This is a genomic window from Nonomuraea turcica (assembly GCF_030718205.1).
Lineage (GTDB): Bacteria > Actinomycetota > Actinomycetes > Streptosporangiales > Streptosporangiaceae > Nonomuraea.
In genome coordinates this window covers 634,552-658,233 of record NZ_JAUZQF010000002.1, presented here as the reverse complement: position 1 = coordinate 658,233, position 23,682 = coordinate 634,552, and the positions used below count along the sequence as shown (strand labels likewise).

The following is a 23,682-nucleotide window of genomic DNA, read 5'->3' as shown; positions in this document are numbered from 1 at the left end:
GTCGCTCGCTGCGCTCGCTCATGCCAGCGCCTCCTTGAGGATGTGATCTCGCCGCTCGTGGAGGAAGAAGTGGCCGCCGGGCTCGACGCGCAGGTCGAAGCCGGCCGTGGTGTGCCTGGCCCAGCCGCGCATGTCGTCGGGGGTGACGGAGTGGTCCTCGGCGCCGGCGAAGGCCACGATAGGCACCTCGATCGGCGGCTCGGGCTCGTACTCGTAGGTGTCGAGCCAGGTGAAGTCGGCCCGGAGCACGGGCAAGATCAGCTCGCACAGCTCGGGCTCGGTGAGGATCTCCGCCGGCAGCCCGCCGAGCTCAGCGAGCCGGCCGAGCAACTCCTCGTCGCTGACCGACGACAGCTCGGCCAGCGGCTCCAGGATGTCGGGCGGCCTGCACCCGCCGAGGCACAGCCGCAGCGGCTGCCTCTCGCCGCGCTTGCGCAGCTCGCGGATCACTTCGAAGCCCAGCCTGCCTCCCATGGAGTGGCCGTAGATCGTGTACGGCCGGTCGGCGCGCGCGGCGATCGCCGAGGCCAGCTCGGCGATGTCGACGTCGAAGGGCTCGGTGTACCTGCTCTCCCTGCCGGGCAGCACCACGGGCAGCACCTCGAGCTGGGGCCCCGCGGCGGCCGCCCAGCCCCGGAAGGCGCTTGCCCCCGCACCCGCGTACGGCAGGCAGAACAGCTGCCGCCGCGCCCCCGGGCGGGGAGAAGGGTCGGAGAACCAGCGGGCCGGCGAGGCGGTGTCGTGGTACGTCATGGTCGGTCCTCCTGCCAGTAGCGCGCCCGCTGGAACGGGTAGGCGGGCAGCGACGTCGTGCGCCCGTCCGGCAGCGGCCAGCCGATGCCCGCGCCCTCCACCCAGGCGGCCGCCGTGCGCCGCAGCTCCTCCGGCGCATCGACGGCCACGGGCATGTCACCGTCGTGCCGGCGTAGCCCCGCGATGGCCTCGGCGATGTCGTGGCACAGCACCGCAGCCCGGCAGCCGAACGCTCGCCGCCCGGTCGCCAACGTGTAGGCGACGTCGTCCAGGCGGATCGCCTGGGCGGTCGCGAGGTGCTCGGCTAGGAGCGTCCGCGCCGCGCGCAAGGCCTCGGGGGTGCGAGCGGACAGTGGCAACACGTGCCACCCGCCCGCCTCCGGCCTCGGGGCTTCGGCCGGGGCCTGCTCGACGATCACGTGCGCGTTGGTGCCGCCCAGGCCGAAGGAGCTCACTCCGGCCCGCCGTACCTCCGCCTGCCAGCCGACGTTCTTGACCGGGACGTAGAACGGCGAGGAGTCGACGTCGATGTCCGGGTTGGGGCGGTCGTAGTGGAGATTGGCCGGGATGACGCCGTGCCGTACGGCGAGAATGGTCTTGATCAGCCCGGCGGCGCCGGCGGCGGCGTCCAGGTTGCCGATGTTGGTCTTGACCGAGCCGAGGGCGACAGAGCGTGGAGACAGCGGTTCTTCCGCGAAGACCTGGGCGAGGGCGGCCACCTCGATCGCGTCGCCGACCGCGGTGCCGCTGCCGTGGGCTTCGACGTACCCGATCGAGGCCGGTGTCAGGTCCGCCGCCGCCAGCGCCTCCGCCACCACGCTCGCCTGCCCGTCCACCCCCGGCGCCGCGAATCCCGCCCGCAGGCCGCCGTCGTTGTTGACCGCCCATCCGCGCAGGACGGCGATGATCTGGTCGCGATCGGCGAGCGCGTCCTCCAGGCGCTTCAGCGCGAGCACCGCCACGCCGCTGCTGTACCCGCTGCCCTGCCCGGCGGCGTCGAAGGCGCGGCAGCGGCCGTCGGGAGAGACCAGGCCACCGGGCCGGTGCACGAACCTCGGCTCCATCACGCTCACCCCGCCCGCGAGCGCCAGGTCACAGCGGTACTCGAGCAGTTGCTGCCCGGCCATGCAGATCGCGACGAGGGAGCTGGAACAGGCGGTCTGCACCGTGACCGCGGGCCCGGTCAGCCCGAGCCTGTAAGCCGCCTGCGCGGTCAGGTAGTCGGCGGCGAACCCGGGGTCCAGCGGCTCGTCGGGGTCCCCGCCGAACTGGTGGAACAGGAAGTACCTGTTGACCGCGCCTCCGGCGAACACCCCGATCAGACCGTCGTAGGAGGCAGGGTCGCACCCGGCGTCCTCGAGCGCCGCCCAGGACTGCTCGACGAAAAGCCGGTGCTGCGGGTCCATGCGGACGGCCTCGGCCGCCGGCACGCCGAAGAACTCGGCGTCGAACCCGGCCACGTCCGGCAGGCGCCCGCCCGCGCGCACGTGCGCCGGGTCTGCGAGCAGGCGCTCGCCGACGCCCAGCGCGCGCAACTCGGCGTCGGTGTAGTCGTGCACGGCGTCGATGCCGTCCAGCAGGTTGCGCCAGAACGTGGCCACGTCGGGAGCGCCGGGGAACCGTCCCGCCATCCCGACGACGGCTATCCCGTCCGCTGCGTGCTGCCGGTCCTCCATCACCCGCAGACCACCGCGGCGACGTCCTCGACGCCGGCGACCTCGATCATCGCCTCCGGTTCGAGCGGCAGGTAGTCCGCCGCGGTGTAGCAGCCCGAGCCGTGCACCACGACGTCGTCCCAGGGGTCGGCCAGGCCGCGGTCGATGGCGTTCAGCACGCCGGTCATGGCCATCACCAGCGACCACTCGCGCAGCTGCCGGAAGTCGGCGGGGAGTTCGCAGCCCGAGCCGGCGAGCAACTCGCGCAGCTCCGGGTAGCGCGCCACGCATTCGGCCAGCGAGACGACGATGCCGTCACCGCCGAACCGCTCGATCAATCCGTTCATCTCCGGGGAGGTCGCCGGCCTGTGGGTGTAGAACGTCGGGTCGAGCACCTCGTCGGGGTCGTAGGTCACCTGCGGGAACCGCGGGTCGGCCGACTGGCGGTAGAGCCCGCCGTCGCGCTCGTAGGCGGGCGCGTTGGCCCGGTCGAAGTCGCCGTTCCGCAGGTTGAGCACCATGTCGGGGGTGCCCAGGTGCTGCACGAGCAGGCTGGCGGGCCTGGAGTCCTGGCTCACCGCGCCGGAGCCTTCCAGTACGGCCCTGCCCCGGTGGTAGCCGAGCAGCCCGAAGGCACTGGAGACGGCGTGGGCGTGCAGCCGGGGCGCGGTGCCCGCCGGGGCCACCTGCTGCTCGAAGAACGCCCTGGCGGTGTCGGCCACCAGGTAGTTGCCCAGCTCCAGCGAGAACCACAGGTTCTGGCCACTGGCTCTGAGGTCGCCCGCGTATTTGTCGGTGAAGGCCCGGCCGATCGCCTTCACCCGCTCCGGCTCCGGCCCGCTGTAGACCAGCATGGGGTTCAGCGCGCGCAGCGCCGGGTCGGTGGACAGCCTGCTGGAGCGTAACTTGGCCAGGCACGAGCGTGGCGCCAGGATCACCGTGCGCAACTGCTCAGGCTCGGCCAGCCCGGCGTCAATGGCGCGCAGCACGGCGTCGCGGAGCGCCACGCCCTTGTTCGCCGACGTGGGTGAGAAGATCGTGACGGCCTCGCCGTACCGCCTGATGTATTCAACCGCCCGCGCGACGATGAGCAGCGAGGGGAAGGTCTTGGTCGTGCCCGTGGCCGGGTTGCACGTCAGGTCGAGCAGATTCAGCCGATGGCCGGAATAGGACCCCAGGGGTTGCCAGCGGGCGGTGGCCACGGAGAAGAACCTCTCGACTCCCGCATCCGGCTCGGGCAGCAGGAAACCGGGGGAGAACCCGGTGTCGTCCCTGACGGGCTCGGTGCTGTCGACGCAGGCCGCGATCGAGGTGGGCAGACGATCGTAGAAGTCGAGCAACAGGTTCGCTGCGTGGTGCGGCATCGTTGACGCCCTTCTTATTATCTCGGGAGCTCCGCTCCCTTCGAAGAAGTTGTTATGAGCGGGTGACGGGATGGAGGCTTCGGAGGTCCTGCTCGGGCGCCAGGTCGCGGAGCCGGTCGCGGAGCCGGCCCAGGACATCGCCCGCGTGTGCCAGGTCGGCGACGGGGAAGCCGTCGGCGATCTCCGGTGCCAGCCGGGCCAGCTCCTCCCGAGCGGCGGGGCCGAAGGTGAGGCGCTCGCCGTCGACGACGACGCCGTCGCGCAGCGCGGCGCGCTGGTTGAACGCCACGGCCTCGGATCGGTCCATGCCAGGTGGCAGCCGCAGGTCCAGGCGGCCGCGGGCGAGTCGTACCGGATAGCCGCCCGGCAGCCCGAGCGGTCCTGGCAGGTTGGTGTCGATCTCGGCCCCGGCGAGCAGGCCGCTCAGCAGACGTGCCGCCGTGAGGCCGGTGACGTGGTTGAGCTCGGCTCGGCCGGCGGCGCGCTGGGCCGCGAGTAGCGCGCTCACCTGGGTGAGCGGCTGGTCGCCCTGCCAGGCCAGCGCTTCGTCCGCGGGTGACGGCGGGGTGTACAGGTGGACGTGGTGTGCCAGCACGCACAGTTCCCGCTGGTCGGGGAGGCCGAGCGCGGCTTGCAGGCTGGCGGCGAGCAGTCCCGCGTTGCCGATGCCGCACAGCACGGGCACCCCTGCGGCGCTCAACACCGGGTTGACGGCATCGGGGAAGCAGGCGTTGACGAACCACGAGTCCCTGCCGGTGGCCGCGAGGGCCCGGCCGACGCGCAGGGCGGAGTCGGCCTGGAACGGCAGCGTCAGGCCGAACCCCGCGCGCTGGACGAGGGCCGTCCACTCCGAGGGAGAGGTGCGCGACTCCCAGGGAGACTGGCTGGAGGCCGCGAGCACCACACCCGCGGGCGCGGCGGCCGCCAGCGCGTCCGTCAGGGCGTCAGCGCATGTCAGATCCACGGTCACAGGGCGGAACTCCGCGGCCGTCCCGGACGTCGCGGCCCGAGCGGAGGAGACGTAGCAGATCTCGGCAGCCCTGGCGGGATCGCGGCCCACCACGGACACTCGGATCGGCGCCTGGGGGATCACGGCCAAGGCGTAGGTGATGGCTCGGGCGAGACCGCCTGTGCCGATGACGACCAGCGAGGCCGGGTCGGTCATGGGGCGTGGGCCGCCTGCGGACTGGGCAGGGCGCTATGCACCGTCATCCGGATAGACCCCTCTCACTGCCTGTTTGGCGCGAAGTAAGGATTAACTCCATGAAACGGACGAGCCGTCTGTTTTGTCCAATTCCGCTGTTACGGGATTTGGGCGGGGCCAATATTCCACAGCCTGCGCCGACGGGGCAATAGGGAAGTTGCCCTGTCAATCGCACAGTCGACCGGGCAACGTCGTGATTCCACGACATCTCTTGACTTGCCGGTCTTGATCTACTTCAATCAGCGAGGCTTCTGGCGTTTCGAGCAAACACCGCAGTCAGTGTCGAGAATGTACGCTGCCAACGCAGTGTGGCCGTAACTTGTCCAGTTCACGGTCTGCAGTCCCACATCATTCTTTGGCGTGCCCGGAAATCCCGGGCACCGCGAAAGGGAGAAGGCGTGCCAATGCCCGGGGGCGACTACAAGGTCGTAATCAACGACGAGGATCAGTACTCCATCTGGGCCGCGAACCGCCCCGCCCCTGCTGGGTGGCGGGAGGAGGGCTTTTCGGGCGACCGAAATGCCTGCCTCGACTACATCGACAAGGTGTGGACGGACATGCGGCCTCGCAGCCTCCGCGAGGCCATGCGGGAGCTCGAGCGGGCCGACTAGACGGTGAGCACGCCCATGGATCCGGCCGGCGGTTACGAACTTCCCGCGTCCTTCGCGCAGGAGCGGCTCTGGTTTTTGGATCAGCTCGAATCCGGGCTCGCGGTGTACAACATCGGCTTCGGCACCCCGCTCCCGCCCGGTTGCGACACCGCCGAGGTCACCGCCGCGCTCGCGCGGGTGGTCGGCCGCCACGAGATCCTGCGCACCAGGCTCACCGCGCGTGACGGCGGGCTCGTGCAGGTCGTCGAGTCAGAGGTGCCGATCGAGATCCCCGTCACCGATCTGCGAGACGGAGCTCGTGCACCGGAGGGCGAGCTGGCCCGGGTACGCGCCGCCGAGGCCGCCCGATCCATCGCCCTCGACAGCGCCCCGCTGTGGCGAGCCCGGCTGATCCGCACCGGCGGCGAGGTGGACCACCTCTTCTTCACCGTGCACCACGTGGCCTTCGACGCCGCCTCCGTGGCTCGCTTCCAGGGGGAGTTCCTGGCGGCCTTCGAAGGGCGCGACTCCGGCCTGCCTGGGCTGCCGATCCAGTACGGCGACTTCGCCGGCTGGCAGCGCGACCGGTGGGAGCGTGGCGAGCTGGCCGACCAGCTGGGCTACTGGCGCAAGCAACTCGGCGAGCTGCCGGGACCGCTCCGCTTGTCGCCGCGCGCCCCGGACCCGGACATCTCCCGCCACTCCGGCGGCGACGTCGGCTTCGTGCTGCCGGAGGAGACCGTACGCGCCTGCCACGAGCTGGCCAGGAAGTTCCGCACGACCCCCTTCGTGGTGCTGCTGGCCGGGCTCAAGGCGCTGCTCTCGCGGCTGGCCGGCCAGGCCGACGTGGTGGTGGGGTCACCCGTGGGCGGGCGGCCGCTGCCCGAGCTCGAGCCGCTGATCGGCAACTTCGTCAACACGTTGCTGCTGCGTACCGACTGCGGGCCCGAGGTGTCCTTCGGCGAGCTGGTCGAGCGGGTGCGGACCACAGTGCTCGACGCGCTCGACCACGATGAGGTGCCCTACGAGCGGCTCGTCGATGAGGTGCGGCCTGATCACGCCGAGGGCGCCGGCGCTCCCCTGCACCAGATCGTGTTCAACCTGCTGCCCTCGCTGGTCACCAACGGGCAGCTGCGCAACGGCACGGCGAAGGTGGACCTGCTGATCGACCTGGCCGAGGTGGACGGCCGTATCGACGGGCGGATCGAGTACGCCAGGGCGCTGTTCGACGAGACGTGGACGCTGGGGTTCGCCGAGCGCTACCGGCGCGTCCTCGACGCTGCGCTGACCGATCCGGCGACCCCGCTCGGCCGGCTGCCGATCCTGCTGCCCGGCGAGGACGACCGCCTCGTGCGGGCCGCCCTGCCGGCGAAGTCCCGCGAAGGGCACGGAGCTCCCGAGCTAATAACAGGCGCCTCCGCGGAGTTCGCGTCGGTGACCGAGGCGTTCGCCGCTCAGGTGGCGGCGCGGCCCGACCAGGTCGCGGTCGCCGACGCCGGAGGGCGCACGCTGACCTACGCGGAGCTCGACTGCAGGTCCAGCAGGCTCGCCTGGCACCTGGCGGGCACGGCTCGCCCCGACACCCCGATCGCGATCCTTCTGGACACTGACGTCGACCTCGCCGTGGCCGTGCTCGCCGTGCTCAAGAGCGGCGCCGCCTACCTCCCGCTGGACCTGGAGCACCCCCAGGAGAGGCTCCGCCACCTGATCGCCGACTCCGGCGCGACGGCCGTACTGACCAGGTCGGGGCTGGACGTCCCCCAGACGGATGTTCCCGTCGTCGACCTCGACGCGGACGCCGAGATCATCGCCGCTCTCCCGGACACGCCGCCCGCCGTGATCCGGCACCCCGACACGCTCGCCTACGTGATCTACACCTCCGGTTCGACCGGCCTGCCCAAGGGGGTGGGCGTGGCCGACAGGCACCTGACCGCCTACGTCGCGGGCGTCACCGGCCTTCTCGGGCTGGCACCGGGGCTGCGGTCGTCGATGCTGCAGCCGCTGACGTTCGACTTCAGCGTCACCGTCTTCCACGGCGCGCTGCTCACCGGCGGCACCCTGCACCTGGTGCCCCGTGCCCACGCCACGGACGCCGCCTGGGTCGCCGAGCACCTGCGCGACGACCGGATCGACCTGCTGAAGATCACCCCATCGCACCTGGCCGCGCTTCACACCGGCGTCGCCGACCTGCTGCCGGGCCGTACGCTCGTGCTCGGCGGCGAGGCGTCTCGGTGGGAGTGGGTACGCCGCCTGCGCGCGCTGCCCGACGCCCCCGCCGTCGTCAACCACTACGGCCCCACCGAGACCACCGTTGGCGTGCTCGCCCTCGCGGCCGATCAGGAACCTCCGGGGGCCGGGGTCATCACCCCCATCGGCCACCCGTTGCCGCACGCCGAGGCGTACATCCTCGACGAGGAGCTGCGCCTCGTCCCCGACGGCGTGGTCGGCGAGCTGTGCATCGGCGGCGTCACCGTCACCCGCGGCTACCTCGGGCGCCCCGGGCAGACCGCCGCCGCGTTCGTGCCCGACCCGTTCTCCGGGCGTGCGGGTGCCAGGCTCTACCGCACCGGCGACCGGGCGCGGAGGTTGCCCGACGGCGCGATCGAGTTCCTCGGCCGCGCCGATGGCCAGGTCAAGATCCGCGGACACCGCGTCGAGCCGGGCGAGGTGCAGGCGGTCCTGGCGGCGCATCCGTCGGTCGACGACTGCGTGGTGGTGGTGCGAGGCGAGGACGAGCCGGCGCTGGTGGCCTACGTCGTCGGTGACGCCCGGCCGGTGGAGCTGAGCGGCTTCCTGGCCGAACGGCTGCCCGACCACATGATCCCGGCGCACCTCGTCGAACTGCCCGCGCTGCCGCTGGCCGCGCACGGCAAGGTCGACAGGTCGGCCCTGCCCGAGCCGGCCGGTGTGGTCGAGCCGGTGCGGGTGGCGCCGCGTGGTCCGGTGGAGGAGTTGGTGGCGGCGCTGTTCGAGGCGGTGCTCCAGACCGGTCCGGTGGGGCGTGACGATGGTTTCTTCGCGCTCGGGGGCCACTCGCTGCTGGCGATCAAGCTCATGGGGCGGCTGCGCAAGGCGTTCGGCGCTGGGCTGCCGCCGCGGGCGCTGTTCGAGTCGCCCACGGTCGCCGGCCTCGCCGCGCGGCTGGCGGCCGTCCAGGGCCGCGGGATCGACCAGATCCCGCCGGTCACCCCTGTGCCGCGCGACGGGCTGCTGCCCGCCTCCTATGCCCAGCGCCGGCTGTGGTTCCTCGACCAGCTGGAGAGCGACCTCGCGCTCTACAACACGCACATCTGCCTCAGGATCAGGGGCCCGCTGGATGCGGGGTTGCTGGAGCGGGCGTTGGTGGCGTTGGCGGAGCGGCATGAGGTGCTGCGGTCGCGGTTCGTGCAGGTTGATGATGAGGTGCTGGTGTCGGTGGGGGCCGAGCCGGTGGTGCCTTTTGAGGTGGTGGAGCTGGCCGAGGCGGAGGCTCGTGAGTTTTTGCTGGGGGTGGCGGGGTGGCGTTTCGATCTGACGGCTGAGCCTCCGTTGCGGGCGCATCTGGTCCGGCATGGGGTGCACGATCATCAGTTGCTGGTGACGGTGCATCATGTGGTGAACGATGCGTGGTCGGCGGTGTTGTTCGCCCGTGAGCTGGGTGAGCTCTATGCGGCGTTGGCGGAGGGCCGGGGTGCGTCGTTGACGGAGCTGCCGGTGCAGTACGCCGACTATGCGGCTTGGCAGCGTGCGCGGGTGGAGGGTGAGCTCCGCGACACCCAGGTGGCCTACTGGCGCAAGCGGCTGGCGGGCATGCCCGAACGCCTGGAACTCCCCGCCGACCGGCCGCGCCCCGCCAGGCGCGACTACCAGGGCGCCAACGTCCCGGTCACCATTCCGGCGCAGGTCGTGGAGCGGCTGCGCACCCTCGGCGCCGACGAGAACGCCTCGCTGTTCATGACCATGGTCGCCTGCCTCGCCGTCGCGCTCTCCCGCGCCACCGGCCAGCACGACATCGTGGTCGGCACACCCGTGGCCGAACGGCCCAGGCCGGAGCTGGAGCCGTTGATCGGCTGCTTCCTCAACACGTTGGTGCTCCGTACCGACTGCTCGGGAGACCCCATCTTCCGGGAGTTGATCAGGCAGGTCAGAACCACCACGCTGGAGGCCTTCGCCAACGCCGAGGTCCCCTTTGAAGCGCTGATCGAAGAGCTGCGGCCGGAGCGCGATCTGGGTGCGACACCGCTGGTGCAGGTCCTGTTCAGCCTGGAGGACGCCGACCGTCCGCCCATCGACGCCGGCGGCCTGGGCATGGAATGGAGGTCGGTCGGCACCTCGACGGCCAAGTTCGACCTCACCATGTACCTCCGCAGGGAGCCGGGCGGCATCGGCGGCATCCTGGAATACCGCACAGACCTGTTCGACGAGGCCACCGCCGAGCGCATCGCGACCCTCTACACCGAAGTACTCGCCGCCGCGGCCGCCGGGCCGGAGCAGCGGCTGTCCGCATTGCCCGCGCTCACCGCCGCCGACACCGAGACGATCGAGCGGTGGAACGCCACGGGCGGCCCGGAGGACTTCGCGGCGCTGCCCGACCTGCTGGCGCGGCGGGTGGCCGCGACGCCGGACGCGCCCGCGGTGTGCGACGCCGACGGTACGTGGCTGACCTACGCCGAGTTCGGCGGGCGGGTCAACACGCTCGCCAGAGCCTTGCGTGAGCGTGGTGTGCGGGTGGGCGACGTGGTGGGCGTGTGCCTGCCGCGCAGCGCCGACCTGGTGGTGGCCGTGCACGCCGCGGTGGCGGCGGGAGCGGCGTACCTGCCGCTCGACCCCGGCTACCCCGACCAGCGGCTGGCGTTCATGGCCACGGACGGCAGGGCGAGGGTCGTGATCACCGAGGAGCCGGACCGCTTCCCTGGCCTCATCACGACAAGTCCTGAAATGGCGGAGGATGGCGGGCCGCTGGGGCTGAAGATCCCGCCCAGGGCGCCCGCCTACCTGATCTACACCTCCGGCTCCACCGGCACCCCCAAGGGCGTCCTCGTCTCCCACGAGGCGATCGTCAACCGGCTGACCTGGACCGACCACGCTTTCACGCTCACGGCCGGCGACCGGGTCATGCTCAAGACCACCTTCACGTTCGACGTGTCGGTCTGGGAGCTGTTCTGGCCGCTCATCGCCGGCGCCGGCCTCGTGGTGGCCCCGCCGGACGCACACCGCGATCCGGCCGCACTGGCCCGGCTCGTCGCCCAGCACGACGTCACCACCATTCACTTCGTCCCGTCCATGCTGGACGCTCTGCTGGACGAGCCGGAGCTGGACCTGCCCTCCGTGCGCAGGGTGATCTGCTCAGGGGAGGCGCTGCCTGCCGTGCTGGCCGAACGCCTGCACACCCGGCTGCCCGGCGCCGAGCTGCACAACCTGTACGGTCCCACCGAGGCCGCCATCGAGGTGACCTGGCACAAGTGCGAGCCGGGTGAGACGCAAACCCCGATCGGCGCCCCGATCAGGGGGATCAGGATCGAGATCCTCGACGCGGACCTGCGCAGGGTGCCCATCGGCACCCCCGGTGAGCTGTGCATCGCGGGCATCGGCCTGGCCGAGGGGTACGCCGGCCGGCCAGGGCTGACGGCGCGGCAGTTCGTGCCCGACCCCTACGGCCCGCCCGGCGCTCGCCTCTACCGCACCGGCGATCTGGCCACGTGGCTCCCGGGCGGCGAGGTCGATTACCTCGGCCGCATGGACAACCAGGTGAAGATCCGCGGCATGCGGGTCGAGCCCGGCGAGATCGAGTCGCTCCTCGCCGAGCATCCAGCCGTCCGCACCGCAGTGGTGCAGCCCGTTCGCGGCGTCCTCGCCGCCTATGTCGTGCCGTCGGGTGATGTCACGCCGGAACCCGCAGAACTCCGCGCCCTCCTGCAGGAGCGGCTGCCCGACCACATGATCCCCGCCACCCTCACCTTCTTGGACGAGCTCCCAACCAATGCCAACGGCAAGCTCGACAGGTCGGCCCTGCCCGAGCCGGCCGGTGTGGTCGAGCCGGTGCGGGTGGCGCCGCGTGGTCCGGTGGAGGAGTTGGTGGCGGCGCTGTTCGAGGCGGTGCTCCAGACCGGTCCGGTGGGGCGTGACGACGGTTTCTTCGCGCTCGGCGGCCACTCGCTGCTGGCGATCAAGATCGTCACCCGCTTGCGTGCGGCCTTCGAGATCGAGTTGCCGGTACGGGCGCTGTTCGAGGCGCCCACCGTGGCCGCGCTGGCCGAGCGCATCGCCGCCGCCCAGCGCACGGCCGCGGACTCGGCGGCGATGCGCACGGCCGCGGACTCGGCGGCGATGCGCACGGCCGCCGACCCGGTGCCCGAGGTGGTGCCGCTGCCGCGCGACGGGCTGCTGCCCGTGTCGTACGGCCAGCGCCGGCTGTGGTTCCTCGATCAGCTGGAGAGCGATCTCGCTGTCTACAACACCCAGATCTGGCTGCGCCTGCGCGGCCCGCTGGATGCGGGGTTGCTGGAGCGGGCGTTGGTGGCGTTGGCGGAGCGGCATGAGGTGCTGCGGTCGCGGTTCGTGCAGGTTGACGATGAGGTGCTGGTGTCGGTGGGGGCCGAGCCGGTGGTGCCTTTTGAGGTGGTGGAGCTGGCCGAGGCGGAGGCTCGTGAGTTTTTGCTGGGGGTGGCGGGGCGGCGTTTCGATCTGACGGCTGAGCCTCCGCTGCGGGCGCATCTGGTCCGGCATGGGGTGCACGATCATCAGTTGCTGGTGACGGTGCATCATGTGGTGAACGATGCGTGGTCGGCGGTGTTGTTCGCCCGTGAGCTGGGTGAGCTCTATGCGGCGTTGGCGGAGGGCCGGGGTGCGTCGCTGACGGAGCTGCCGGTGCAGTACGCCGACTATGCGGCCTGGCAGCGTGCGCGGGTGGAGGGTGAGCTCCGCGACACCCAGGTGGCCTACTGGCGCAAGCGGCTGGCGGGCATGCCGGAACGCCTGGAACTCCCCGCGAGCAAGCCGCGTCCGGCTCGACGCGGTCATGAGGGTGCCAATGTTCCGTTCATGATCCCGACCTCGGTCTTCGAGCGGCTGCGAGCGCTGGGAGCCGAGGAGAACGCCTCGCTGTTCATGGCGCTGCTCGCCGCCTTCGCCGTCCTGCTCTCCCGGCACACGGGTCAGCAGGACATCTCCGTCGGCACGCCGACCGCGGAACGGCCCAGGCCGGAGCTGGAACCGTTGATCGGTTTCTTCCTCAACACGTTGGTGCTCCGTACCGACTGCTCGGGAGACCCCACGTTCCGGGAGTTGATCAGGCAGGTCAGGACCACCACGCTGGACGCCTTCGCCAACGCGGAGGTTCCCTTCGAGGCGCTCGTCGAGGATCTGCGGCCGCGCCGCGATCTGGGCAGTACGCCGTTGGTCCAGGCCATGCTCAGCCTGGAAGATACGGAACGGTCTGCGATGCGGGCCGGAGATCTGCACATCGAGTGGGTGTCGTCGAACACCACGACCGCCAAGTTCGACCTCTCGCTCCACCTCCAGCGCTTCCCAGGCCGGCTGGGTGGCATCTTCGAGTACCGCACCGACCTCTTCGACGCCCACGTGATCGAGCGCATGGCTGAGCACTTCGTCGCCCTGCTCACCGCGGCGGTGGAGGACCCCGACGCGCCTGTCTCCTGGCTTCCCCTGCCCGCCCGGGATGCGGCGGTGGTGGAGGGGTGGAATGCGACGGGGGTGGCGCGGGAGTTCGTGTCGTTGCCCGACGCGGTGGCCGCACGGGTGGCCGCGACGCCGGACGCACCCGCGGTGTGCGACGCCGACGGTACGTGGCTGACGTATGCCGAGTTCGGCGGGCGGGTCAATGCGTTGGCCCGGGCCTTGCGTGAGCGTGGTGTGCGGGTGGGCGACGTGGTGGGCGTGTGCCTGCCGCGCAGCGTCGACCTGGTGGTGGCCGTGCACGCCGCGGTGGCGGCGGGAGCGGCGTACCTGCCGCTCGATCCCGATGACCCCGACCAGCGGCTGGCGTTCATGGTCACGGATGGCGGAGTGCGGGCCGTGATCACCGAGGAGCCGCAGCGTTTCGCGGGGTGTGTCACGGTGAGTCCGGCGGTTGAGCCCGAGGACGGGGAGCCAGGGCGTGTGCCGGTTCCTGCGAGTGCACCGGCGTATGTGATCTACACGTCGGGGTCGACGGGCCGGCCGAAGGGTGTGGTGGTCTCGCATCGGGCGATCGCGAATCGTCTGGTGTGGATGGGGGAGGCCTTCCCGTTGGGGGCCGGCGATCGGGTGCTGCACAAGACGCCGTTCACGTTCGACGTGTCCGTGTGGGAGTTGTTCTGGCCGTTGATGTCCGGCGCGGGGTTGGTGGTGGCGGCGCCGGGTGCGCATCGTGACACCACTGCTTTGATCGGGCTGATTCATCAGCATGAGGTGTCGATGGTGCATTTTGTGCCGTCGATGCTGGAGGCGTTGCTGGAGGAGCCGATTCTGGAGGTGCCGTCGCTGCGGCGCGTGGTGTGTTCGGGGGAGGCGTTGCCGTCGTCGTTGGCAGGGCGGTTCTTCGAGCGGATCCCGCATGCGCGGTTGCACAACCTGTATGGGCCGACCGAAGCGGCGGTCGATGTGAGCTGGCATGCGTGTGTGCCGGGGGAGACGCGCACGCCGATCGGCGCGCCGATCCGGGGGATCCGGTTGGAGGTCCTGGACCAGAACCTGCGGCGGGTGCCGGTGGGGACGGCGGGGGAGCTGTGCATCGCCGGGGTGGGTCTGGCCGACGGATACGCCGGCAGCCCGGGGTTGACGGCGCAGCAGTTCGTGCCCGATCCCTACGGCCCGCCGGGTTCGCGGGTGTATCGGACGGGTGATCTGGCGCGGTGGTTACCGGAGGGTGAGGTCGACTACCTGGGCCGGATCGATCATCAGGTGAAGATCCGCGGGATGCGGGTGGAGCTTGGTGAGGTCGAGGCGGTGCTGGCCGGACATGCGTCGGTGACGGCGGCGGTGGTGCAGCCGTTCGGCGGAGGGTTGGCGGCGTATGTGGTGGGCGAGCCGGACATCGAGGAGCTGACGGGGTATCTGCGTGCGCAGTTGCCCGATCACATGGTTCCGTCCTGGTTCACGGTGCTGGACCGGTTGCCGGTCACCGCCAACGGCAAACTCGACCGCAAAGCACTTCCCACGCCTCAGGCCCCGGCGGACGTGCCGTACGAGGAGCCGAGCGGGGCGGCCGAACGGGCGGTCGCCGAGGTCTGGGCCGAGGTGCTGGACATCGCGTCGCCGGGCGCCCACGACGGTTTCTTCGCCCTCGGCGGCGACTCCATCAGATCGCTCAAGGTCGTCGCACGCCTCCGGGCCCGCGGCTACACCCTCAAGCTCGAGGACGTCTTCGTCCACCAGACGGTACGGGAGCTGGCTCAGACGATCACCCTCGGCGAGACCGACGAGAGCACGGGCAGCCGGGCGTTCGGCCTGCTCGGCTCGGCGGATCTGGATCGGCTCAAGCGGCGATTCCCAGGAGGCAGGCGTTGACGGCAACAGACTCCGTGACCGGGCTGGAAGACGCCTACCCGCTGACCGCACTGCAGGCGGGAATGCTCTTCCACAGCGCCTACCAGGAAGACTCCGCGACCTACCACGACGTCTTCACACTGATCCTGCGCGGCACCTACCAGGGTGAGGTGTTCAGGTCCGCGCTGCGCGACGTCATGGCCAGGCACGCCGTCCTGCGGACCTCGTTCGATCTGACTGGATTCGACGAGCCGATCCAGCTCGTCTGGGACGACGTCGAGCCGCCCGTACAGGAGATCGACCTTTCCGGGTTCGAGGATCCCCGGCAGCGCCTGAGCATCTGGCGGGAGGAGGAGAAGCGGCGGCCGTTCGACTGGGAGGCCCCGCCGCTCTTCCGCGCCGTCATCCACCACCTCGCACCGGGATGGTTCGCGCTCACCCTGAGCTTCCACCACGCCATCCTCGACGGCTGGAGCGTGGCCTCGCTCGTGACCGAACTGCTCGGCCGCTACGCCGCCAGGTTCGCTGTCGACAGCGACCCGGCGGTCGAGCCTCCGCCAGCGAACGGCAGTGGCCGAGCAGAGGCGCCGGGGCTGACCTTCCGTGATTTCGTCGCCAGGGAGAAGGCTGCGGTGGCGTCCGCGGCGACCGAGCAGTTCTGGCGGGACGTGCTGGCGGAGGCGCCGGCCACCACGCTGCCTCGTCTGCCCGGATACCGTACGGGGGACGCGGAGGAGACGACGGCTCACGCCGTACCGCTCGGCAAGCCGCTCGTGGCGGCGCTCCAACAGGTGGCGCGCCAGGCCAGGGTGCCGCTGCGGACCGTGCTGCTCACAGGCCACCTCCGCGTGCTCGCGCTGCTCACCGGCGACGCCGACGTCATCACCGGCCTGGTCACGCACGGCAGGCCCGAGCACGAGGCGGCGGAGCAGGTCCTCGGCCTGTTCCTCAACAGCGTGCCCGTCAGGGTGCGTACGGACGTCCGCACCTGGCAGGAGCTGATCAGGAAGGTCTTCGAAGCCGAGGTGGCCCTCCTGCCGCACCGGCTCTACCCGCTGTTCGAGATGCAACGGCTCACCAACCGGTCGCCGGTGATCGACGTCCTCTTCGACTACCGCGACTTCCACGTCTACCGCGACCTCGGTCCCGGCGGCCCGATCGAGGTCGTGGAGAGCGAGTTCTTCGAGCAGACCAACCTGCCGGTTTCGGCCAACTTCACGTGGTCCCCGCAGAGCGGCGGGTTGGAGCTGAAGCTGAAGTACGACGTCACCCAGTTCTCCGCGGATCAGATCCTCCGCATGGGCGAGTATTACCACCAGGTCTTCACCGAGATCGCTGCGGATCCCGCGGCCGATCCGCGCGGTGCCGCCGAGCTCCTCGCCCAGGACGTGGCGGCGGTGGAGGGGTGGAACGCGACGGGGCCGGCGCGGGAGTTCGTGTCGTTGCCGGAGGCGGTGGCACGGCGGGTGGCTGCGACGCCGGATGCGGCGGCCGCCTGCGGCGGCGATGGGGTGTGGCTGTCATATGCGGAGTTCGGCGCACGGGTGAGTGCGCTGGCTTCGGCCCTTCGTGAGCGGGGTGTGCGGCTGGGCGATGTGGTGGGGGTGTGCCTGCCGCGGAGCGTGGACCTGGTGGTGGCCGTTCATGCGGTGATGGCGGCGGGGGGCGCCTATCTGCCGCTGGAGCCGGAGTACCCGGATGAGCGGTTGACGTTCATGGTGGCCGATGCCGGGGCACGGGTCGTGATCACCGAGGCGCCGGAGCGGTTCGGGGAGGTGGAGACCGTCTCCACCGCCGTGCCGGAGGTCGTGCGCGGGGCAGAGCCTGTGGCCGTTCCTCCGGAGGCGCCGGCATATGTGATCTACACGTCGGGGTCGACGGGGCGGCCGAAGGGCGTGGTGGTGTCGCATCGCGCGATCGCGAATCGGCTGGTGTGGATGGGGGAGGCATTCCCGCTCGGAGCGGGGGATCGGGTGGTGCAGAAGACACCGTTCACGTTCGACGTGTCGGTGTGGGAGTTGTTCTGGCCGCTGGTGGAGGGCGCTGGGCTGGTGGTGGCGCCGCCCGGCGTGCACCTGGACGCGCCGGCGTTGGTGGAGTTGATGCGGCGGGAGCACGTGTCAATGGTCCATTTCGTGCCATCGATGCTGGATGCGGTGATGGAGGTGCCGGATCTGGCGGTGCCGTCCTTGCGGCGGGTGGTGTGTTCGGGGGAGGCGTTGCCGAGCGCGCTCGTGGCGCGGGTTCATCGGATGTGGCCCGGTGTGGAGGTCCACAACCTGTACGGACCGACCGAGGCGGCGGTGGATGTGACCTGGCACGCGTGCCAGGTGGGGGAGGAGCGGACGCCGATCGGGGCGCCGATCCGGGCGACGCGCATCGAGATCCTGGATGCCGATTCGCGGCGGGTGCCGGTAGGGACACCAGGAGAGCTGTGCATTGGCGGAGTGCAGGTGGCCGAGGGGTATGTGCGGCGGCCCGGGCTGACCGCCGAGCGGTTCGTCCCGGATCCGTATGGCCCGCCGGGGTCGCGGCTGTATCGCACCGGTGACCTGGCGCGGTGGTTGCCGCACGGCGAGGTGGACTACCTGGGCCGGATGGACGATCAGGTGAAAGTCCGGGGGATGCGGGTGGAACTGGGCGAGATCGAGGCGGTGCTGGCCCGGCACCCCGCGGTGCAGGCGGCGGCGGTGCAGCCGGTGGGTGGTGTGCTGGCGGCCTACGTGGTGGGCCGGGCGGATGCGCAGGAACTGGTGGGGTTCCTGCGTGAGCGGTTGCCGGAGCACATGATCCCCGCGTCCTTCACTGAGTTGGAGCGCTTACCGGTCACCGCCAATGGCAAACTCGACCGCAAAGCACTCCCTGACCCGGCACCGGCGGCCCGTGCCCCGTACGAAGCTCCCCGGGACGACCTGGAGCGGACCCTCACCGAGATCTGGGCCGACATCCTCGGGGTCGAGCAGGTCGGCATCCGCGACGACTTCTTCGACCTGGGCGGCCACTCGCTGCTGGCGCTCCGCCTGGCCCTGCGCATGCGCCAGGAGCTCGACCGCGAGATCCCGGTGGGGACGGTCCTCGCCGCGCCCACGGTGGCGCTGCTCGCCGAGGCGCTCGCCGACGAGGGCGATAACCCGGTGTCACGCGGAAGGGTCGTCCCGCTGCGCACCACGGGCAAGCGTCCCCCGCTCTTCCTCATCCACGCCCTCGGCGGGCAGGTGTTCCGGTATCGGCCGCTCGCCCAGCACCTGGGCGAGGACCAGCCGGTCTACGCCATCCCGGCACACGGCCTCACCGCGGGCGACGCGGTACACGCCTCGATCGACGAGATGGCGGAAGCCTACGCCGGCTACATCCGCGAGATCGCCCCGGCAGGGCCGTACTTCCTGGGTGGTTTCTGCATCGGCGGGAACATCGCCCTCGAGGTCGCCCGCAGGCTGCGCGCGTCCGGCGAGACTGTGCCGTACGTCTTCCTCGCCTGGTCCTCCGCGGACGAGCCGGTGGTCGGCTCCACCCTGGAGGACGACACCGCGCTGATGGTGCACGCGCTCGCCGGCGGCGCCACCTCGCTCGACCCGCGCGAGCTCAGCATGCTCGAACCGGCCGAGCGCCTGCTGAAGATCGTCAACGCGGCCACCAAGGAAGGGCAGCTGCGGACCGAGACCGACGACCTTGATCAGATCCAGCGCTATGTGGAGGTCTTCCGCGCCAACGCGCATGCGGTGGGCCGCTACAAGCACGACATCTACGACGGGCCCGCCGTCCTGCTGATCCCGGAAGAGGACAAGGCGCCCGCCGATGAGGATTTCGGCTGGCGGCCGATCGTCCCCGGGCTGGACACCGGGCTCATCCCCGGCGCCCGCTTCAGCGCGTTGTACGACCCCTACGTCACCAGAACCGCCCACGAATGGAGGAGGTGGATGGACCGTGGCCTCGGACACGCCGACCACTGAGACACCGGCACCCGCCCCGGCCGTAAACGAGCCCGCCAGCCTCTGGAAGCACCGAGAGTTTCTCAAGCTCTGGCTCGGCTACACCACCTCGCAGTTCGGCGCCCAGGTCACCGTGGTGGCCATGCCGCTGGTGGCCATCGTCATCCTGGGTGCGAACGAGGCCGAGGTGGGCACGCTCGGCGCGGTCAGCCGCCTGCCGTTCCTGTTGTTCCTGTTCGCCGGCTTCTGGGCCGACCGGTTCCGCAAGCGGCCCACCATGATCGCCGCGGACGTCGGCCGCGCCCTGCTGCTGCTCCTGATCGTCGTCATGTACCTCACCGGGACGCTCACGCTCTTCTGGCTCGGCACGATCTCCTTCCTCTCGGTCGCGCTGTTCGTGTTCTTCGAGGTCGCCAACATGTCGCACCTGCCGTTCCTGGTGGGGCGGGAGCATCTCGGTGACGGCAACGCCAAGCTGCAGCTCAGCACGTCCGTCTCCAGGATCGCCGGAAACAGCACGGGATCCGCCCTGGTCAGCGCGTTCGCCGCGGCCCAGGTCTTGCTCGTCAACGTGGTGACGCTCATCATCTCCGCGATCAGCTGCGCGCTGATCCGCAAGCCGGAGCCGGTGCCCACACCGGGCGAGGAACGGCCGAGCGTGTTCTCCTCGATCGCCGAGGGGCTGCGCTGGGTGTGGCGTGACCCGCTGATCCGGCCGGGCGTCATCGCGGCCGGCTTCTACATGTTCTTCTACACCGGCATCGAGGTCCTGCTGCCGCTCTGGGTCGTCGAAGGGCTCGGCCTCAACCCTTACTGGCTCGGCATCTTGCTGGCCGTCGGCGCTCCCGGCGCCATTCTCGGGTCGCTGCTGGCCACGCGGACGATGAAGCGGATCGGCATCGGCCCGGCGTTCTTCTGGCCCACCGTGGTCGGCAACCTCTCGCTGTTCCTCATCGGGCTGGCCACCGGGCCGACGTGGCTGCTCATCGTCATGATCGGAGCCGCCCAGTTCCTGCTGGGCATCACCGGGCCCATCGCGATGGTGGCGAGCGGGACGTTGCGCATGGGCGCCACCCCGCAGCACCTGCAGGGCCGGGTGATGGCCTCACAGCGCGCCGTCGCCCTCAGCCTCGCCCCGCTCGGCGCCCTGCTCACGGGGCTGCTCGCGGCAGGGATCGGGATGCGGACCACGATGCTGATCTGCGCGGCGGGTGCGGTGATCCCGATCGTCGTGCTCGCGCTGTCACCCATTCCCAAGACCAAGGGCATGCCGGAACCGCAGGAGCACTGACCATGGACAAGATCACCTCAGGTGCGACCACGATCGCCGTGCTCGACGACGCCGCGCGCGGGCCCGCCGACGAGTTGCTCGTCCAGCACGGTGCCGTGCTGTTCCGCGGTCTCGGCATCGCCTCGCCCGCTGACTTCCACCGGTTCGTCAGCACGTTCGGGGAACCGTTCACCGACTACCGGCACGGCAACTCTCCCCGCATGGCCGTGCAGACCGGCGTGTGGACCTCCACCGAGTACCCGGCGGAGTACGAGATCTCCCTGCACAACGAGCTGTCCTACGCCCACCGCTGGCCCTCACGCCTGTTCTTCTACTGCGACCAGGCTCCCGAGACCGGAGGCGCGACGCCCGTCTCGGACTCCAGGGCCGTGCTGGCCGGCATCGCACCCGAGGTTCGCGAGCGCTTCGCCACCCGCGGCGTCGCCTACCTGCAGAATCTGCACGGGGGATTCGGCTTCGGCAAGTCCTGGCAGGACACTTACGAGACGGCCGACCGGGCCGAGGTGGAGAAGACGCTGGCGGAAACCGGCGCGGAGTTCCACTGGACCGATGATGAGGAGCTCAGAGTACGACAGGTCCGCCCGGCCATCCGGCGTCAGCCCGTCACCGGCGAGGAGGTCTGGTTCAACCAGGCCGAGCAGTGGCACGTCTCCAACCTCCCGGACGACGAGGCCGATGCCCTGCTGGAGATGGCAGAGACCGACGAAGACCTGCCCCTCCAGGCCACCTACGGCGACGGCAGCCCGCTGGACGTGGTCGACCTCCAGCACATCCGCGACGTCGCCAAACGGAACGAATGCTCCTTCCCCTGGCAGGAAGGCGACGTCATGATGATCGACAACCTGCTCGTCATGCACGGCAGGCACGCTTACACCGGCCCGAGAAGGATCCTGGTGGCGATGATCTGAGCGGCGTCAGCGCAGCGTCCCGACGGCCTCCATGTCCGGACGTGTGGACTTTCGTCCCCTTCCACTCAAGGTGCCTCTTTGAACCGCAGCGTTGCCAGCGCCTGGCGGCCGGCCGTACGCCGGGAGGGCCAAGCGGTCCCGGTGCGGCATCCGCCGATCGTCGCCGCGGCCCGATACCACGGCTGCACCGCGGAGACCTCCGCGGGACCTGGCAGTTGCCGCGATGTCGGCGGGCGTTGATCTTCCCGCGCCAGGCCTGCGTAGGCGATCTGCTCATCGACGGGAGCCCGTGCGGTGCTCAAAGCTCGGTGACACAACAGCTGCGCATATGTGCTGGCGGGGGAGCTCTGCATCAAGGAACCGTGAGCAGGGTGAGGAAACCGTCGAGCTGTGCGGTGAGGGTCTGGGTGGTTTCCAGGGTGGGCATGAGCGTTGCGGTGATCTGCGCGCCGAGCAGCGCGGTGAGCAGGTGCCCGATGATCTGTTCGTCGGGGATCGGCGTGCGGACCTCACCGGCTTCGCGGGCTTCGGTGAGGTAGCGCTGGAGTTGTCCGCGCCACTCGCGCATGGCGTGCTCGTGCCGCGCCGCCAGGCGGGGACTGGTGAGAGCTTTGTGCCAGAAGGGGATGACGATGCGGGCTTCGTCCCGGGTTGTGTCGTCCAGCGGCAAGATCTCCTGGCAGTAGGCGCGCAGGGCCGTCAGGCCCTGCTTGCCGGCGGTGGCGGCGGCCATGCGGCGGCCGGTCTGGACGTAGATGTGCTCGAAGGCGGCGGCCAACAGGTTGTCCTTGGTCGCGAAGTACGGTTTGAGCGCTCCGTTGGAGAAGCCGGCTTCGGCGGCGATGGCGGCCATGGTGGCCGAGTCCCATCCGGTGCGGGCGATGGTGCGCCAGGTGGCCTCGATGAGCTCCACTCTGCGTTGATCATGGTCGACGACCTTAGGCACGGCGGCTCCCTTCCGTTGGCCGATTGGAGGTCTGTACGGGCTGCTGGGTGACCGGCGGCTTACGTGCCGCTGTTGGCGAGCAGGTCGAGGACGTGCCGGTGCAGGGACGGGACGTGCTGCTCGGTCTCGGGCTTCATCAGCACACTGCGCAGAATGCGGCCGTGCGGCACGTCGGCGGCCACCCGGTGCGCGCGTGCGACCAGGGCGGCGGCATCGACGGTGTAGGTGGCCACGAACAGTGACTGCGCTGCGGGCAGCCGCATGCCCCGGGTCAGGACGTGTGTGCTGGCCCGGTCTATCTCCGACAAGCGGTCACGGGTGGGGTAGTAGGTGAGGATGTCGAGCTGCGGGGGCTGGTACAGGGTCAGCTGCTCGCCGGTCCTGATGCGCTCCGCCCAGGCCAGCGCGGCGCGCCGGCCTGGGCGCAGCGCCGCGCCCAGGCCCTCGGGCGTCAACGGCAGCAGCCGCAGTGTCAGCCACAGGGCGGCGGCCGCCGCGCCGGCGCGCGAACACTCCAGAGAGATCTCACCCAGGTGCAGTTCCTCGGAGGTGAAGTAGGTGTAAGGCGACTCGTGCAGGTAATGCCGCGCCGCGCCGGGGTCCTTGAACAGGACCGCGCCGCAGCCATAGGGCTGCAGGCCGTGCTTGTGCGGGTCGATGACGACCGAGTCGCACTCGGCGATGGCGGCGAAGGGGGCGGCAGCCACACCGTCGGGGCTGTCGTCGGCGATGAGACGGAAGAACCCGCCGTAGGCGGCGTCGACGTGCACCCGCGCCCCGTAGCGCCGGCACAGCGCGACGATGTCGTGGACCGGGTCGATCGCTCCCAGTCCGGTCGTGCCGGTGGTGGCCACCACGGTGCCGATGGCCCCGGTGCGCAGCAGCTCCTCCAAAGCCTGCAGGTCCATCGTGCCGTCGGCCGTCGTCGGGACCGCCGTGCCGTCCACTCCCAGCAGGTGGCACATGCGGGAGTGGGTGTAGTGCGCGTCAGCGCTGTAGGCCACCGCCTTGCCCGGGTGTGTCTGGCGGGCGACGAACAGGGCCTCGAGGTTGGCGATGGTGCCACTGCTGGTCAGGTGGCCCAAGTGCTGCTCGAAGCCGAACATGGCCGCCAGCTGCGCCACGACCTCCTTTTCCATCCGCGCGGTGGCCGGCCCGCCGTCCAGAGCGTGATTGTTCGGGTTGATCATCATCGCGGTCACGTAGCCGATCACCGCTGCCGGGTGCGGTGGCTTGAGCATCTGACCGACGTAGCGGGGGTGGAAGAACGGATAGTTCTCCCGCAACCGGACGCGCAGCTCCTCGGTGGCCCGCTTCAGCGCGTCCATCTCAACGTCCAAAGACGGGTGCGGGCTGAAGCTCCCGTACTCGTCCATCCAACGAGCCATCTCCGCGACGGCGGTCTGCAACTGCTCGGCCAGTGCCGCTGCGCCCGCCGGTCCGCTGTGCAGAAACCGGCTTGCGGTGTGAGGTGTCGTCACCACGACGTTCCCCCTTCCTCACCGTCACCGCACCGAGACCGGGGAGGACGGAAACCGAGAACCTTTTTTCTATGTTCATAGAAAAACTATGGTCGA

At 70.5% G+C, this 23,682-nt stretch carries 11 protein-coding genes; 5 read left to right on the top strand and 6 right to left on the bottom strand.

The genetic code is table 11. From position 1 onward, the window contains the following. Positions 1–18 precede the first annotated feature (18 nt). The 4 genes from Q9G87_RS08490 to Q9G87_RS08475 are packed head-to-tail and all read right to left on the bottom strand — an operon-like array spanning position 19 to position 4,937. Complete coding sequence (locus tag Q9G87_RS08490; protein ID WP_305915653.1) at positions 19–753, bottom strand: thioesterase II family protein; 735 nt, start codon at positions 751–753, stop codon at positions 19–21. Beyond that, a complete protein-coding gene (locus tag Q9G87_RS08485) occupies positions 750–2,429 on the bottom strand; it encodes a polyketide synthase (RefSeq protein ID WP_305915652.1) in 1,680 nt (559 codons plus the stop codon). Before Q9G87_RS08485 ends, Q9G87_RS08490 begins: the two co-directional genes overlap by 4 nt. After that, on the bottom strand, positions 2,429–3,772 hold the full coding sequence (locus Q9G87_RS08480; RefSeq protein WP_305915651.1) for a DUF6002 family protein: 1,344 nt from the start codon (positions 3,770–3,772) through the stop codon (positions 2,429–2,431). Before Q9G87_RS08480 ends, Q9G87_RS08485 begins: the two co-directional genes overlap by 1 nt. A 52-nt stretch (positions 3,773–3,824) precedes the next feature. Beyond that, positions 3,825–4,937: a Rossmann-fold NAD(P)-binding domain-containing protein gene (locus tag Q9G87_RS08475; RefSeq protein WP_305915650.1), complete on the bottom strand. Its 1,113-nt coding sequence runs from the start codon at positions 4,935–4,937 to the stop codon at positions 3,825–3,827. A 443-nt stretch (positions 4,938–5,380) separates the two neighbouring features. On the opposite strand from Q9G87_RS08475, the gene Q9G87_RS08470 reads away from it, so the two are divergent. From Q9G87_RS08470 to Q9G87_RS08450, 5 genes are read left to right on the top strand one after another with little or no spacing between them, the layout of a single operon-like run. Further along, positions 5,381–5,587 carry an MbtH family protein gene (locus tag Q9G87_RS08470; RefSeq protein ID WP_305915739.1) on the top strand — a complete coding sequence of 69 codons (207 nt, stop codon included), beginning with the start codon at positions 5,381–5,383 and terminating at the stop codon, positions 5,585–5,587. A 15-nt stretch (positions 5,588–5,602) separates the two neighbouring features. Further along, positions 5,603–15,052, top strand: coding sequence for a non-ribosomal peptide synthetase (locus tag Q9G87_RS08465; protein ID WP_305915649.1), 9,450 nt, complete (start codon positions 5,603–5,605; stop codon positions 15,050–15,052). Continuing rightward, on the top strand, positions 15,049–18,981 hold the full coding sequence (locus Q9G87_RS08460) for a non-ribosomal peptide synthetase (protein ID WP_305915648.1): 3,933 nt from the start codon (positions 15,049–15,051) through the stop codon (positions 18,979–18,981). The genes Q9G87_RS08465 and Q9G87_RS08460 overlap by 4 nt, the downstream gene beginning before the upstream one ends. Continuing rightward, positions 18,956–20,251: an MFS transporter gene (locus Q9G87_RS08455; RefSeq protein WP_305915647.1), complete on the top strand. Its 1,296-nt coding sequence runs from the start codon at positions 18,956–18,958 to the stop codon at positions 20,249–20,251. The genes Q9G87_RS08460 and Q9G87_RS08455 overlap by 26 nt, the downstream gene beginning before the upstream one ends. A 2-nt stretch (positions 20,252–20,253) precedes the next feature. Then, the gene (locus Q9G87_RS08450) at positions 20,254–21,159 is read left to right on the top strand and encodes a TauD/TfdA family dioxygenase (protein ID WP_305915646.1); all 906 of its coding nucleotides are present in this window, start codon (positions 20,254–20,256) and stop codon (positions 21,157–21,159) included. Positions 21,160–21,511: 352 nt separating this feature from the next. On the opposite strand, the gene Q9G87_RS08445 is transcribed toward Q9G87_RS08450, so the two are convergent. Continuing rightward, the gene (locus Q9G87_RS08445) at positions 21,512–22,105 is read right to left on the bottom strand and encodes a TetR/AcrR family transcriptional regulator (protein WP_305915645.1); all 594 of its coding nucleotides are present in this window, start codon (positions 22,103–22,105) and stop codon (positions 21,512–21,514) included. Positions 22,106–22,164: 59 nt separating this feature from the next. Then, positions 22,165–23,589 (bottom strand): pyridoxal phosphate-dependent decarboxylase family protein, encoded by a 1,425-nt coding sequence (locus Q9G87_RS08440; protein WP_305915644.1) that lies wholly within the window; start codon positions 23,587–23,589, stop codon positions 22,165–22,167. Between the last annotated feature and the right edge of the window lie 93 nt (positions 23,590–23,682).